Here is a 15400-nt window from a genome sequence, read left to right as displayed (position 1 = left end):
TGATGGCGCAGAAAGAACGCGCCCGCCGCCGCCCCCCTGACGCCACCACCACCGGTGCCAGTGAATCGTGGCTGGAGGTGCTGGGCTTCGGTGAATCGTCGGCGTTGGAGGACAGCTCGACCATCGATCCTCGATTGGCCGAGCAATCCGACGGCCGCACCGATGACAGCAGCTTCCTCTCTCGGCAGGCCCGCCGGCTGATCCATGCCGACGACAGCGCACACCAGCGTGTCTATCGCACCTACCTGACGGCGCGGGCTTCACTGGGGTTGGCGTTGGCGCTGGCCCAGCTGGCGATCGACCTGTTCAGCGGCGGTGGGCCGAGCCTGCTCTTGGGGCTGTGCGGTGCCTACGCGCTGCAGTCGATGGTCTTGCGGCTGTGGACGGCCGGCGACACCCGCTCGCTCGGAATCGGCCGCCGGCGCATTCGCTGGTGGATGACGGTGGGGGTGGACCTGCTGGCCTTCAGCGCCATGCACTGGGTGGCCCCCACCGCCACGCTGAACCACGCGGCACTGCTGGTCCTGCCGGTGCTGATGGCCGGCGTGCTCAGTGCCCGGGTACCGGCATTGGCCACCGCCGCCGCGGCGAGCCTGTTGCTGATGGCGGCGGCGTGGCATCGCGCAATGGATGGCGGCAACCTCACGGTGCTGTTGTCCCAGGCCGGCTTGGCCGGCATGGGCTTGTTCGTCATCGTGCTGGTCGCGGGCCAGATGGCCGCGCGGCTGGCTCGCGAAGAGCGCACCGCGCGAGGCAGCCTCGAACTGGCCAGGCAGCAGGCCGAGCTGAATCGGCTCGTCATTGATGAGATGAGCGACGGCGTGCTGGTGGTGGATCGACGCGGTCGGGTGCGTGCGGCCAATCCGGCGGCACGGGCCCTGCTGTCCGAGCGTGGTGCGTGCCCGCCCGCCCCGTTCTCGCTCGCCAGCCAGCCCGGCTGGGGGCGGCTGCAGGAGGCGGTGGCTGGCGCCTACCAGACGAACCAGTGGCCGGCGGCTGGCATGGACCTGACGGTGGCCTATGCCGATGAGTCGCCTCGCTCGCTGCGCGTTCGTGCACGCTTCACCCGCGGAGCGCGCCTGGGCCATGGCGCCGCGCCCACCGGTGGGCAACGCAGCGATGAAATGCTGGTGCTGTTCATGGAAGAGCTGCGCACCGTGCTGGCCCGGCAGCGGGAAGAGCGCCTGGTGGCCATGGGGCGCATCTCGGCGGGCATCGCGCACGAGATTCGCAATCCGCTGGCGGCGGTGTCGCAGGCCAATGCCCTGTTGCAAGAAGATGTCCTGCGGCCCGATCAACAGCGCCTGGTCCGGATCGTCGCTGACAACGTCGAGCGACTTCGGCGCATCGTCGATGACGTGATGGAGGCCGCCCCGGGGGGCCATTCGCCGTCGAGGACGATCGACGTCACAGCGGAGGTCGCCGCCATTTGCGCCGAATGGGCGCGTACCGAGAATCTGGCGCTGGGCAGCGACAGCCGTCTTCGCGTGCTGTTGCCCAAAGAGCCCTTGGGCGCCATCTTCGATCCGGACCACCTGCGCCGTGTCCTGGTGAACCTGCTCGAGAACGGGCTGCGTCACTCCTCCGATCGACCCGGCTCGGTGCTGGTCATCCTCGAGCCGCTCGATGGTCCGTTCGTCCGCCTGGCGGTGGCGAGCGATGGCGAGCCCATCCGCCCTGAGGTAGAACCGCACCTTTTCGAGCCTTTCCATTCGACGCGCAGCCGCGGAACGGGCCTGGGCCTCTACATTTGTCGTGAGCTGTGCGGGCGGCACGGCGCCAGCATCGATTACCTGCGCCGGCCGGATGAGCGCCATTCCAATCTGTTCCAGGTGGTGATGCAGCGCGATGCGGTGACCGCCGAAGGAAGACTTCACCTATGACCGAATCGTTTGCTGCAGGCGGTGTGCTGGTCGTTGACGACGAGCCCGACCTGCTCACGCTGTATGAGTTGACGCTGCTGCGCGAAGGCCATGAGGTCGAGACGGCCGCGACGGTCGCAGAGGCCTGGGCCCGCTTGCAGGACCGGGTGTTTCGCCTCGTGATCAGCGACATGCGTCTGCCAGACGGCTCGGGCCTCGAACTGATGCACCGTCTGGATCAGGCGAAGCGGACCGAGAAGGTGATCGTGATCACCGCCTATGGTTCGGCAGAGAACGCCGTCGAGGCGTTGAAGGCTGGGGCGTTCGACTACCTGACCAAGCCCGTCGACTTGCGGCAGTTCAGGGCCGTGGTTGCGAGTGCCATGGGGCGTACCGCCCCGGTGGCGGCGCCGCGGCCCGGCATGCCGGCGCCTGCGGCACCGCTGGCGCGCCTGGTGGGCACATCGGAAGCGATGCGCCACGTGCGCGAGCTGATCGAGAAGGTCGCGCGCAGCATGGCGCCTGCACTGGTGCAAGGGGAGTCCGGCACCGGCAAGGAGCTGGTCGCGCGTGCCATCCATGAAGTCAGCGCTCGCGCGGGGCAGCCCTTCGTGGCCGTCAACTGCGGCGCGATCCCCGAGAACCTGCTCGAAGCCGAATTCTTCGGCTACCGGAAGGGGGCGTTCACGGGCGCCACCGAAGACCGCGCTGGCTTCTTCCAGGCGGCGCATGGCGGCACCTTGTTCCTTGACGAGATCGGCGACCTGCCCCTGGCGATGCAGAGCAAGCTGCTGCGGGTCATCCAGGAGCGGGCGGTCCGGCCGGTGGGCGCCGTCAACGAGGTGCCACTCAACGTGCGCATCGTGAGCGCGACGCACAAAGACCTGGTGTCGGAAGTCGCTGCAGGGCGTTTCCGGCAAGACCTGTTCTATCGCCTCAACGTGATCCGCATCGGGGTGCCGCCCTTGCGTGAACGCCGCGACGACGTGCCTTCGATCAGCCAGGCGCTACTGGAGCGCATCGCCCGCGATGCGGGCGTGACCCCGGCCCCGCGCCTGACGGCGGCGGCACAAGAGCGCCTGTCCCACTACCCCTTCCCCGGCAATGTGCGCGAGCTGGAGAACCTGCTGCACCGCGCCGTGGCGCTATCGCCGGGTGATGTGATTGACGCGCAGGATCTCGGCTTGCCCGAGGCGGTGCTGCAGGATGCGGGCGGCGACACCGAGGCCGGCGGCTTGAATGCGGAATCCTATTCGCCGCCGGCCGCGGTCGAAACCCCGATCGACGGAGGCCCGCCATTGCCCACCGATCTGGCGAGCCATCTCGACGAAGTGGAGCGCGCGATCCTGGTGAAGGCGCTGGAGCAACATGGCTTCAACCGCACGGCGGCGGGCGCGAGGCTCGGACTGTCGCTGCGGCAGATGCGCTATCGCATGGCCCGGCTGGGTATCACCGAGGGCGGCGACAGCCCCGGCGGCGAGGCGGCGTGATCCGGCCGCCTTCGGCCCATTGCTGGAGCCGGGTGTGAGCACCTGGCGTGACGGATGGTGGCGCGGCGCCCGGGCCATGGCCTCGCCGAACTTCGGGCCGCGCCCTGCGGGGGCCGAGGTCTCGCTCGTGGTGTTGCACTCGATCAGCCTGCCGCCGGGCGAATACGGGGGTGATGCGGTGGCGCGCCTGTTCACCAACACGCTGGATCCCGATGCCCATCCCGCGTTCGCCGACTTGCGCGGGCTGCAGGTGTCGGCCCACTTCTTCCTCCGGCGCGATGGGGCGCTCTGGCAATTCGTCTCGTGCGACGAACGCGCGTGGCATGCCGGCGTGTCGAGCTGGCGCGGCCGTGCGCAGTGCAACGACTACTCGATCGGCATCGAGCTCGAAGGCTTGGAGGGCGATCGGTTCGAGACGGTCCAATACGACCGCTTGGCGACGCTGCTTCGTGTCCTGCAAAAAAGGTACGGTCGCGTGGATGTGGCGGGACACGAACACGTGGCCCCCGGTCGCAAACGTGATCCGGGCCCTGGCTTCGATTGGCACGACCTGCGCAAGCGCTTGCGCTGGAGTGCGGAGCGATTTCCGGCCCTGCCGGGGTGAGCCTGCGACGCCAGATTTGGCGCGGGTTGCACGGCGATTTCGCGGCGCGAGCCGCATGAACAGGGGCTCGCCGAAAGGCGACCGCGAAACCACGCGGGCTGCTGCTGTCATCAGTTTGAAATGCCCGAGGTATAGGCCCGCGAAGATCATCAACGGGGTCGATCGTCAAGAGGGTTAGTCATTCCACGCCACGCTATAGGTAGCGCTTGTGACCCTCTGGGCCACTAGCTATAGTGTGCTTTCGTGCTAACCTCTCGGCACTCCCAAAAGCCCATGTCTGTCTCGTTCGGCTTGTCGAACACCCGCTCTGGCGAGCGAGTGGCACAACCGTCACAGATGCCGGCCCATCTCTGCACCCCGCCTGTTCGGGGTCGCAAGCTCCGACGACGATGAACCTCGTGTCGCGCAGCCGCCCAGCCTGAACAGGCTGAATCGGCGCAGACATGAGACGTTTCCGTCGCCGGCTTGGCAGGGGTTTGGCCGGCACGGGTTTAAGGTCCGCATATTCACCGCCACACATTCCAACAAGGGGATCCCATGCAAGCCGTTGCTCCGACCAGCACCGACGCAGCCGTCCTGGCGCGTCCGACCACCGCACCCGCTGCCGCGGGCGGTCAGCCGAATGCCTACGCGGGCTACCAGACGATCCGTCGCAACGGCGCGGTCGTTGCCTTTGAGCCGAACAAGATCGCTGTCGCGCTGATGAAGGCGTTCCTCGCCGTGCACGGCACGCAGGGTGCCGCGTCTGCCAGCGTGCGCGAGACCGTCGACGCGTTGACCGAGGCTGTGGTGCGGGCGCTGCTGCGGTCGCGTCCGGGTGGCGGCACATTCCACATCGAGGATGTGCAGGATCAGGTCGAGCTGGGCCTGATGCGTGGCGGTCACCATGAGGTGGCCCGTGCCTACGTGCTATACCGCGAGCGTCGTGCGCAAGAGCGCGCCAAGCAGGCACCGTCGGCGGCCGTGGCGGCACCGGCGCATGTCCTGTACGTGCTCGACGGCGGGCAGCGCGTTCCCTTGGATGATGCCAACCTGAAGGCATTGATCGAGTCGGCCTGCGCGGGCCTGGGCGAAGACGTCCGTCCCGAACCGATCCTCAACGAAACCCGTCGCAATCTGTACGACGGCGTGCCGATCGATGAGGTCTACAAGGCGGCCATCCTGGCTGCCCGCACGTTGATCGAGCAGGAGCCTGCCTACACCCGTGCCACGGCGCGACTGCTGCTGCACACGATCCGCCGCGAGATCATCGGCCGGGAGACCACCCAAGCCGAGATGCATGAGCGCTACGCGGAGTACTTCCCCAAGTTCATCAAGAAGGGCGTCGAGGCCGAGCTGCTGGATGAAAAGCTGCTGCAGTTCGATCTGGCCAAGCTCGGCGCTGCACTGAACGCCGACCGTGACCTGCAGTTCGACTACCTCGGGCTGCAGACGCTCTACGACCGCTACTTCCTGCACATCAACGACACCCGCATCGAAATGCCCCAGGCGTTCTTCATGCGTGTGGCGATGGGCCTGGCGCTGAACGAGATCGACCGCGAAACCCGCGCGATCGAGTTCTACAACGTGCTGTCGACGTTCGACTTCATGTCGTCCACGCCGACACTGTTCAACGCGGGCACCCGCCGTTCGCAGCTGTCGAGCTGCTACCTGACGACGGTCGCAGACGATCTGGACGGCATCTATGAAGCGCTGAAGGAAAACGCGCTGCTGTCGAAGTTCGCGGGCGGCCTGGGCAACGACTGGACAAACGTCCGGGCGCTCGGCTCGTACATCAAGGGCACCAATGGCAAGAGCCAGGGGGTCGTGCCGTTCCTGAAGGTCGTCAACGACACGGCCGTTGCCGTGAACCAGGGCGGCAAGCGCAAGGGGGCGGTCTGCGCGTACCTGGAGACCTGGCACCTGGACATCGAGGAGTTTCTCGAGCTGCGCAAGAACACCGGCGACGACCGGCGCCGCACGCACGACATGAACACCGCGAACTGGATTCCGGATCTGTTCATGCGGCGCGTGATGGAGGGCGGCGAATGGACGCTGTTCTCGCCCTCCACCTGCCCCGATCTGCACGACAAGATCGGCGCCGAGTTCGAGAAGGCCTACACCGCTTACGAAGCCAAGGTCGACCGGGGCGAGATCAAGCTGTTCAAGCGCATGCCGGCGAAAGACCTGTGGCGCAAGATGCTCTCGATGCTGTTCGAGACCGGGCACCCCTGGATCACCTTCAAGGACGCCTGCAACGTGCGCTCGCCGCAGCAGCACGTGGGCGTGGTGCATTCGTCGAACCTGTGCACCGAGATCACGCTGAACACCGGCCCGGACGAGATCGCGGTGTGCAACCTCGGCTCGGTCAACCTGGCCCAGCACCTGACCGACGGCCCGGACGGCAAGCAGATCGACCACGCCAAGCTGAAGAAGACCGTGTCGACGGCGATGCGCATGCTCGACAACGTGATCGACATCAACTACTACGCGGTCAAGAAGGCGCGCGATTCGAACCTGCGTCACCGCCCGGTCGGCCTGGGGGTGATGGGCTTCCAGGACGCGCTTTATCAACTGCGCACGCCCTATGCCAGCCCCGAGGCGGTTGAGTTTGCCGATCGGTCGATGGAGGCGCTGTGCTACTACGCCTACTGGGCGTCGACCGACCTGGCCGCCGAGCGTGGCCGCTACTCGACCTACCGCGGCTCGCTGTGGGACCGCGGCATCCTGCCGATCGACTCGCTGAACCTGCTGGCCGAACAGCGCGGCGGCTACGTCGAGGTCGACCGCAGCGTGACGATGGATTGGGACGCGCTGCGTCAGCGCATCGCCGCCCATGGCATGCGCAACAGCAACTGCGTGGCGATCGCGCCGACCGCCACGATCTCCAACATCATTGGCGTCGATGCCTCGATCGAGCCGTGCTTCGGCAACCTGTCGGTCAAGTCCAACCTGTCGGGCGAGTTCACGGTCGTCAACGAGTACCTCGTGCGTGACCTGAAGAAGCTGGGCCTTTGGGACAGCGTCATGGTGATGGACCTCAAGCACTACGACGGTTCGCTGCGCCGCATCGACCGTGTGCCGGAGGAACTCAAGGCCCTGTACGCGACCGCGTTCGAGGTCGAGGCGCAGTGGCTGGTCGAGGCCGCCGCGCGTCGCCAGAAGTGGATCGACCAGGCCCAGTCGCTCAACATCTACATCGCCGGCGCCTCGGGCAAAAAGCTCGACGACACCTACAAGCTGGCCTGGGTGCGTGGGCTGAAGACCACCTACTACCTGCGCACCGTGGGTGCCACGCACGCAGAGAAGTCCACCGTCACGGCGGGGCAGCTGAACTCGGTGCCGAGCAGCGGCGGGATGACCGGCGGTGCCAGCATGTCGGCACTCGATGCGGTGGCCGCGCAGGCGCAGTCGATGCTCGCTGCGCAGCCTGCCACCGACATCAAGTTCTGCGGTGTCGACGACCCGACCTGCGAGGCTTGTCAGTGAGTTGAAGTGAAGGCCGATGGAGACTCATCGGCCACATCAATCGCACACACGTCGACATGATCGTGACGACGTGTGTGGCGTGCGAGAGCGAGTGCGGTGTGATGCCTCTTCGACCTCGCCGATGTGCCGCGCAGCGATGCACAGCTGCAACAACGACGCGGCTTCAATGTCAAGAAGTGCTTGGTGTTTGAACACAACACTCCGATAATCGCGACCCATAGGAAACACGCACATGCTGGTCTGGGAAGACGACCTTCGCGCCCCGCAGACTCCTGCCAATCGCTTCACGCCCGAGCCCACACCTCGCGACGTGCAGGCCGTGACCCCGTCACCTCTTCAAGTTGCGCCCGTCGCACCGGCAGTGGTGGCTTCTGCATCCACCGCTTCGATCGCGCCGAACGCGAATGCTTCTGTCGTCGCGCGCAGCGACCGCCGCGTCAACGTCGCCGACAAGCGCATCATCAACGGCCAGACGGACGTCAACCAACTGGTGCCGTTCAAGTACAAGTGGGCGTGGGAGAAGTACCTCGCCACTTGCGCGAACCACTGGATGCCGCAAGAGGTCAACATGTCGCGTGACATCGCGACCTGGAAAGACCCGAATGGTCTGACCGAAGACGAGCGCCGCATCATCAAGCGCAACCTCGGCTTCTTCGTGACGGCCGATTCGCTCGCGGCCAACAACATCACGCTCGGCACCTACCGCCACATCACCGCGCCAGAGTGCCGCCAGTTCCTGCTGCGTCAGGCCTTCGAAGAAGCGATCCACACGCACGCCTACCAGTACATCGTGGAGTCGCTCGGGCTGGACGAGTCCGAGATCTTCAACGCGTACCACGAGGTCTCTTCCATCCGCGACAAGGACGAGTTCCTGATCCCGTTCATCGACGCGATCATGGACCCGCACTTCAAGACCGGCACGCTCGAGAACGACCAGACGCTGCTCAAGAGTCTGATCGTCTTCGCCTGCTTGATGGAAGGGCTGTTCTTCTACGTTGGCTTCACGCAGATCCTGGCGCTGGGCCGCCAGAACAAGATGACCGGTGCCGCCGAGCAGTACCAGTACATCCTGCGCGACGAGTCGATGCACTGCAATTTCGGCATCGACCTGATCAACCAGATCAAGCTGGAGAACCCCCACCTCTGGACGTCTGAATTCAAGGCCGAGATCAAGGGCCTGTTCCAGAAGGCGGTCGAACTCGAATACCGCTACGCTGAAGACACCATGCCGCGTGGCGTGCTGGGTCTGAACGCGTCGATGTTCAAGGGCTACCTGCGCTACATCGCCAACCGGCGCGCCACGCAGATCGGCCTTGACGCACTCTTCCCGAACGAGGAGAACCCGTTCCCGTGGATGAGCGAGATGATCGACCTGAAGAAGGAGCGCAACTTTTTTGAAACCCGCGTCATCGAGTACCAATCCGGTGGCGCATTGAGCTGGGACTGAACGTGAACACCGGGCGGTGCAACCCATGCCGCCCGGCGCCGCATTCAGGCCTGCGTGCAGGCAAGCATGTGGGCTTGAGACTGAACGGCCGGTGACATGGCCGCAGCCTCATTCTCAGCAGTGTGAGAGATCAAGATCCTCGGTACGCCAGCTTCGCCACCATGAAGCGAGGCGGCGCACCGAAACCCCATTCATCGGATGGGGGCAGCCTGAAACGGCCTGTAGACCGAGACAGGAGTGGCCCGCAGCGGTGGATCGCCGAGCTGTATCTCGAGCAGCTGGGTGTTTTGTAGCAACTTGATCAAGGAGATTGAAATGGCAACTGCGAAGAAGGCCGTGGCGAAGAAGGCCCCGGCGAAGAAGGCTGCAGCGAAGAAGGCCGCACCGGCCAAGAAGGCGGTAGCGAAGAAGGCTGCACCCGCCAAGAAGGCGGCACCGGCCAAGAAGGCTGCTGCAAAGAAGGCGGCGCCGGCCAAGAAGGCGGCACCGGCCAAGAAGGCGGCAGCGAAGAAGGCAGCACCGGCCAAGAAGGCGGCGCCGGCCAAGAAGGCCGCGGCGGCGAAGAAGCCCGTCGCGAAGAAGGCCGCACCGGCGAAGAAGCCGGTCGCGAAGAAGGCCGCTGCCAAGAAGGCCGCGCCGGCGAAAAAGGCTGCTGCAGCGAAGAAGCCTGCGGCCAAGAAGCCGGCTGCCAAGAAGGCTGCGGCCAAGAAGGCTGCCGCACCCGCTGCCCCTGCTGCCCCTGCTGCCCCTGCGGCAAAGACAGCACTGAGCCCGGCGGCCGCTTGGCCCTTCCCGACGGGCAACAAGCCCTGAGCAAGTCGGGCGCGTTGCGCGCCCGCTGGCTGAACAAGCCCGGCTTCGGCCGGGCTTTTTCTTGAGCCTTGTCGCCTTCCCTGGCGCGGCGTCGTGAGGCCAAAGGCTTCGCGCCAACAAGCCCCATCATCTCCACTGCTGATTCGATGACCGAGGATTCGTCCCCTCGATGGCCGTGTGTGCGCGCGGCTGGCAGCGACGCCTGCATCCTGACCGTGTCGGTGCAGCCCAATGCGCGGCACACCGAATTGGTCGGCCTTCAAGAGGGCGCGTTGCGGTTGAAGCTCGCCGCACCGCCGATCGACGGCCAGGCGAATGTGGCGCTCGCCGCCTGGTTGGCGAAGGAACTCGGCCTGCCCAAGCGTAGCGTGCAGTTGCGTCGTGGCGCGGCGGCGCGCCACAAGCAACTCGACATCGACACGGCGGCTTCGGCGGTGTGTGCTTGGCTGGATCAGCGCCTCGGTGCGCCACCTTCGCCCAGCCGCTGAGCACGCCGGCGGGCGGGCCGCCGGATGGTCAGGGCCTCAGGCCAAGCCGAGGGCGGCGCGATCCACTTGGTGGTTCTGGCCACCGCGCTGGGCGATCTTGAGTGCGCCCATCTTGTTGCCGAGGGCCACGCAGTCGACCAGCGGCCAGTCGCGCTCCAGCCCGTAGAGCAGTGCACCGCGGAAAGCGTCTCCGCAACCGGTGGGGTCCAGCACTTCGGCGGCGGCCACACCGGGCACGCGCTGGCACTGGCCCTGGACCCACACGTCGCAACCTTCGGCGCCCAGTGTGACGATCACGCCCTTCAAGTGCGAGCGCGACAGGCTCTCCAGCGTCTCGCCGGTGCGCTCGCACAGCATCCGGCCCTCGTAGTCGTTCACGGCGACCCAGGTGGCCTGTTGGATGAAGTCTTTCAGCGCGGCGCCGTCGAACATCGGCAGGCCCTGGCCCGGATCGAAGATGAACGGGATCTTCGCCGCGGCCAGATCCTTGGCGCGGCGCAGCATGGCATCGCGACCGTCCGGCCCGATGATCGCGATGCGGATGTCGTCCCGCGGTGGCAGGCCAATCTGGTGTGCCTGCTGCATCGCCCCGGGGTGGAAGGCGGTGATCTGGTTGTTGTCGGCGTCGGTGATGATCATCGCCTGCGCGGTGTAGGTGTCCTGCACCCTCAGCACCTGTTGCGTATCGATCCCCAGGCTCTTCAAGCGCTCGACATAGCCATCGCCATCGTTGCCCACGGCCGCCACGACCACGGCTTCACCGCCCAGGGCCGCCAACGTGTAGGCGATGTTGCCGGCGCAGCCGCCGAACTCGCGGCGCAGCGTGGGCACCAGGAACGACACGTTCAAGATGTGGACCTGCTCCGGCATGATCTGCTCGGCAAACCGGCCCGGGAAGTTGGTGATGGTGTCGAAGGCAAGTGAGCCGCTGACGAGACAGGCCATGGTGGTGAGGTGTGTGGTGAAGGGGTGAGTGATGCCCGAGCCGCCGAAGCGTGCCGGGCAGGAAGCATCACGGATAAAAGACTTCGACGGTGTAGCCTGCCACCTGCAGATCACCCACCGCCAGCCTCGCGTCGATGCGCCACTGCGCGTCCGGCGCGATCGCTTCATGGGGCGCGCCAAGATCCTTGGGTAGCAGCACCTTGCGCGAGACCACCCGCCCGAGTGGGTCGGTGAAGCTGACGTCGAGCGCCGGCGTGCGAACCGCGAACTGGGCCGTGTTGTGCAGATCTGCGGTGAAGCGCAGCACTTGATCCTGCTCGGTGCGCGTCAGGTCGCTGGCGTCAAGCCGGATCCGTTCAATGGCGCGCGGAGCGCCGATCTGGCACTGCAGCCACTCGCAGCCCACCAGCAGCACCGGCGTCAGGCTCGGCACTTGTGCAGCCAGCGGCTCGCGGTAGTGGTAGCCGACCTGGCCGGCCAGCAGCGCGGCGAGTGCCAACGAGGCGGTGGCCAGCACCGCGCGGACCATCGGGCGGCGCCATAGCGCCGCCCGCTCGGCCTGCCGGACGAACTCAGGCTTGCGTCGTTTGCGCCGGGCGTGCCGAGCCTGGTGTTCCTGCGCCAACGCACTGTCGGGTGGCAGTTTCGATTTGCTGCGCTTGCTTGAGCGCTTGTTGCTCGTGGGCGTTCGGGCCCAATCGGGCATCGGGCCGATGAACCGCGACGCCGTCGGGGCTTTCTCGTCGGCATCGTCGTCGGCCATGTCCCGCGCTGCGGCCTCAAACTCCTCGGCCGTGACCGTGTCCACCGCATCTGCGAACAGCGCCTCAGGCGCGGGCGCCGGGGCCGCGCGTTCTGGCGGTGCAGGTGATATCGGCGCGGCGAACGAGGCGGCCAGTTCGGAAGGCGTGGGGGGCGACTGGCGCGCGGGCGGGGCGGGCGATGTCGGCGCGTCTGCCGCAGGGGGCGGCGACAAACGCATATCCCGGAAGTCGTGCTCCGGCAGCCCTGAACCGGCAGTCGCAGGCCCGATCGGACGGGGCGGAGCGGTCGACGGAGCGGGGGCTGGGGAGGGTGTCGGGAAGGACGCGGGGGCATGCCAGTCGTCCGCAGCGACCGGGCCGTCGGGATCCAGGAACTCTTCAGCATCGATCACCGTGAAGGTGTCGATGTCGTCGAACGGGTCTCGCCTCGTCTGCGGTGCGGTCGGCGCGAAATCGGTGATCGGCTCGCTCGGGGTGTCCGGCCCGGCATCCGACGGTCCCGACGAGGGCGGGGCGACTGCACGCGGGGCCGCTGAAGCTGCCGAAGCTGCCGAAGCTGCGGAGCGGGCGCGCGGCTGTGTCGGCATTCGCGGCTGAGCCGCTGCCGGGGCCACCACGGGTGCAGGGGCTGCCACCATCGCTGCGGGCGGTGGCGCGTAGGGCGCCGGTGCCTCTGGCGGTGGCGCAAAGACCGCGGGTGGTGGATTGGCAGGCGCACCGGCCTCGGCGGGGGCACTGAGATCGAAAAGGGTCTCCAGTGCGTTGAAGACCTCTTGGCACTGGCCGCAGCGCACCCAGCCTTCGGACACGCGCAACTGATCCTGCAGGACGCGGAAGACGGTGTGACAAGCGGGACAGCGGGTGGCCAGGCTCATGGCAGGAATGATGCCATGGGCACCACATGCCACTGCATCACGCGGTACCCGGGAACGGCGTGATGGCGCGATCGGATGGTACGCACGTCAGGCTGGGCGGCCCGCCCCGCCCATCAGGATCCAGCCGTCTTCTCGATCCAGCACGCGGATGTCGCACCACGGTGCGTAGGCCCCGATCAACTCATCCGCCTGACGCTCCAGGATACCGGCGAGCACCAGATGGCCGCCGGGCTTCAGGTGTCCGCACAGCAGGGGGGCCAGCAACTTCAGGGGGGTCGCCAGGATGTTGGCGAGCACGATGTCGTACTGACCCTGGGCCAGATCCGCCAGGCCTGCGTTCACCTGTACCGCATTGGCTTGGGCGTTGTACCGAGTCGACTCGACGGCTGCCGGGTCGATGTCGACGCCATCCACCGAGGTGGCACCGAACAGCGCGGCGCCAATGGCGAGGATGCCCGAGCCGCATCCGTAGTCCAGCACCCGAGCGCCAGCGGCGTTCGCCGCGTGGGCGGAAATCCAGCGCAAGCACATGCGGGTGGTCGGGTGCGTGCCCGTGCCAAAGGCGAGCCCGGGATCGAGCCGGATCACCTGGCGTGCCGCCTCGGGAGGCTGGTGCCAGCTGGGAACGATCCAGAAGGTGGGCGTGATCTCGACGGGCGTGAACTGGGACTGGGTCAGGCGCACCCAGTCCTGCTCTTCAACCTGCTGCAGCCCCTTTACTGCCAGCCCGTCGGTCCAGTCCTGCGCCAGCAACAGTGTCATCGCGTCGGTGGCGGCGGCTTCGGTGTCGAACAGCGCCTTCAAGGTCGAGCGCTCCCAGCCGGCCTGCGGCGCGGGCATGCCCGGCTCACCGAACAAGGCCTTCTCCGCGTCGGTGTCGGCATCGGCGTCTTCGACGGACACGGACAAGCTGCCCAGCTCGTCCATCAAGGCATCGGAGACAGGTTCCACCAGCGCCTGGGGGGCGCTGATCGTCAGTTCAAACATGGCCACGTGGGGATCCTCCTGCGTCGGCTCGTGCCGTGCGCGGCGTGGGCAGGCCGTGGCCGCTGCCGCCGTGGCATGCGCCCATGCGCACGGCGCTGCCGGTGTCAGCGGCGGTGCTCGGCCAGCCAGCCTTCAAGGTAGTGAATGCTGGTGCCGCCGGCGATGAAGTTGGCATCGACCATCAGCTCGCGGTGCAGCGGGATGTTCGTCTGGATGCCTTCGACCACGGTCTCCAGCAGTGCCGTGCGCATGCGGGCCAAGGCTTGTTCCCGGGTGTCGCCGTGCACGATGATCTTGCCGATCATCGAGTCGTAATTCGGCGGCACGAAGTAGTTCGTGTAGGCGTGCGAATCCACCCGCACACCGGGCCCGCCGGGTGCATGCCACATGGTGATGCGCCCGGGCGACGGGAAGAACTTGTAGGGGTCTTCGGCGTTGATCCGGCACTCGATGGCATGCCCGCGCATTTCGATCTGCCGCTGAGTGAACGGCAGCTTTTCGCCCGCGGCGACGCGAATCTGCATCTGGACAATGTCGATGCCCGTCACCAGCTCGGTCACCGGGTGTTCGACCTGCACGCGCGTGTTCATCTCGATGAAGTAGAACTCGCCGTTCTCGTACAGGAACTCAAAGGTGCCGGCGCCGCGGTAGCCAATCTTCTTGCACGCTGCGGCGCAACGCTCGCCCACCTTCTCGATGATGCGACGGGGAATGCCAGGCGCCGGCGCCTCTTCGATGATCTTTTGGTGGCGCCGCTGCATCGAACAGTCGCGCTCACCCAGCCAGACGGCGTTCTTGTGCTCGTCGGCCAGGATCTGGATCTCCACGTGGCGTGGGTTCTCCAGGAACTTCTCCATGTAGACCGCCGAGTTGTTGAATGCGGCGCCCGCTTCGGCGCGGGTGGTCTGCACGGCGTGGATCAGGGCGGCTTCGGTGTGAACGACCCGCATGCCGCGGCCGCCGCCGCCGCCAGCCGCCTTGATGATCACGGGGTAGCCAATCGAGCGGGCGATCTTGGTGATCTCCTTCGGATCATCCGGCAGGGCACCCTCGGAGCCGGGCACGCAAGGCACGCCGGACTTGATCATGGCCTGCTTGGCGGACACCTTGTCGCCCATCATCCGGATCGAATCCGGGGTGGGGCCGATGAAAGTGAACCCGCTTTGCTCGACGCGTTCGGCGAAATCGGCGTTCTCGGACAGGAACCCGTAGCCGGGATGGATCGCCTCGGCATCGGTCACCTCGGCGGTCGAGATGATGGCCGGCATATTGAGATAGCTCTGGCCCGACGGCGCCGGCCCGATGCACACCGCCTCTTCGGCCAGCCGAACGTACTTCGCGTCGCGGTCAGCCTCCGAATAGACGATGACGGACTTGATGCCCATCTCGCGGCAGGCGCGCTGGATGCGCAAGGCGATCTCGCCTCGGTTCGCAATGAGAATTTTCTTGAACATGGTGCCTCGGCTCAATCACCCTGGCGGACAGCTGCCGCCGGGCAATTTGCTGATCGCGCCAAGTGCTGGCCAAAGGCCGGCACGGCGTGGCGCTGCGCGAGAGCGCAGGCCGGCGCGATCAGAATCAGCTTGAACATGGTGTCTGGCCAGGCGGCGCATCGACGGAGCGCCGGCCGGAAGGGATCGATGGCGTGGGCCGCGGC

The 15400-nt window shown here is 66.6% G+C and carries 11 protein-coding genes; 7 read left to right on the top strand and 4 right to left on the bottom strand.

The genetic code is table 11. The features are described from left to right. Positions 1 to 2 precede the first annotated feature (2 nt). From AACH06_RS14040 to AACH06_RS14010, 7 genes are all read left to right on the top strand, one after another. On the top strand, positions 3 to 1883 hold the full coding sequence (locus tag AACH06_RS14040; protein WP_341426344.1) for a sensor histidine kinase: 1881 nt from the start codon (positions 3 to 5) through the stop codon (positions 1881 to 1883). Next, positions 1880 to 3352, top strand: coding sequence for a sigma-54-dependent transcriptional regulator (locus AACH06_RS14035; RefSeq protein WP_341426343.1), 1473 nt, complete (start codon positions 1880 to 1882; stop codon positions 3350 to 3352). Before AACH06_RS14040 ends, AACH06_RS14035 begins: the two co-directional genes overlap by 4 nt. Positions 3353 to 3386: 34 nt before the next feature. Continuing rightward, a complete protein-coding gene (gene ampD / locus AACH06_RS14030; RefSeq protein ID WP_341426342.1) occupies positions 3387 to 3956 on the top strand; it encodes a 1,6-anhydro-N-acetylmuramyl-L-alanine amidase AmpD in 570 nt (189 codons plus the stop codon). A 537-nt stretch (positions 3957 to 4493) separates the two neighbouring features. Further along, a complete protein-coding gene (locus tag AACH06_RS14025; protein ID WP_341426341.1) occupies positions 4494 to 7424 on the top strand; it encodes a ribonucleoside-diphosphate reductase subunit alpha in 2931 nt (976 codons plus the stop codon). Positions 7425 to 7656: 232 nt separating this feature from the next. Continuing rightward, complete coding sequence (locus tag AACH06_RS14020; RefSeq protein WP_341426340.1) at positions 7657 to 8871, top strand: ribonucleotide-diphosphate reductase subunit beta; 1215 nt, start codon at positions 7657 to 7659, stop codon at positions 8869 to 8871. Positions 8872 to 9186: 315 nt separating this feature from the next. Further along, the gene (locus AACH06_RS14015) at positions 9187 to 9684 is read left to right on the top strand and encodes a histone H1-like DNA-binding protein (protein ID WP_341426339.1); all 498 of its coding nucleotides are present in this window, start codon (positions 9187 to 9189) and stop codon (positions 9682 to 9684) included. Positions 9685 to 9830: 146 nt separating this feature from the next. Further along, the gene (locus AACH06_RS14010; protein WP_341426338.1) at positions 9831 to 10172 is read left to right on the top strand and encodes a DUF167 domain-containing protein; all 342 of its coding nucleotides are present in this window, start codon (positions 9831 to 9833) and stop codon (positions 10170 to 10172) included. Between the two features lie 36 nt (positions 10173 to 10208). Here AACH06_RS14010 and AACH06_RS14005 read toward each other — a convergent pair whose 3' ends face one another. From AACH06_RS14005 to accC, 4 genes are all read right to left on the bottom strand, one after another. Next, on the bottom strand, positions 10209 to 11117 hold the full coding sequence (locus tag AACH06_RS14005; RefSeq protein WP_341426337.1) for a carbohydrate kinase family protein: 909 nt from the start codon (positions 11115 to 11117) through the stop codon (positions 10209 to 10211). Positions 11118 to 11184: 67 nt separating this feature from the next. Then, positions 11185 to 12756, bottom strand: coding sequence for a zinc-ribbon and DUF3426 domain-containing protein (locus AACH06_RS14000; RefSeq protein WP_341426336.1), 1572 nt, complete (start codon positions 12754 to 12756; stop codon positions 11185 to 11187). An 87-nt stretch (positions 12757 to 12843) separates the two neighbouring features. Then, the gene (gene prmA / locus AACH06_RS13995; protein ID WP_341426415.1) at positions 12844 to 13743 is read right to left on the bottom strand and encodes a 50S ribosomal protein L11 methyltransferase; all 900 of its coding nucleotides are present in this window, start codon (positions 13741 to 13743) and stop codon (positions 12844 to 12846) included. Between the two features lie 104 nt (positions 13744 to 13847). Continuing rightward, entirely contained in the window at positions 13848 to 15197 is a 1350-nt protein-coding gene (accC, locus tag AACH06_RS13990) for an acetyl-CoA carboxylase biotin carboxylase subunit (RefSeq protein ID WP_341426335.1), read from the bottom strand. Positions 15198 to 15400 lie beyond the last annotated feature (203 nt).

The organism is Ideonella lacteola (genome assembly GCF_038066555.1).
Taxonomy (GTDB): domain Bacteria; phylum Pseudomonadota; class Gammaproteobacteria; order Burkholderiales; family Burkholderiaceae_C; genus Ideonella; species Ideonella lacteola.
The sequence above is the reverse complement of the archived record's forward strand: the minus strand, read 5'-3'. Positions and strand labels throughout refer to the sequence as shown.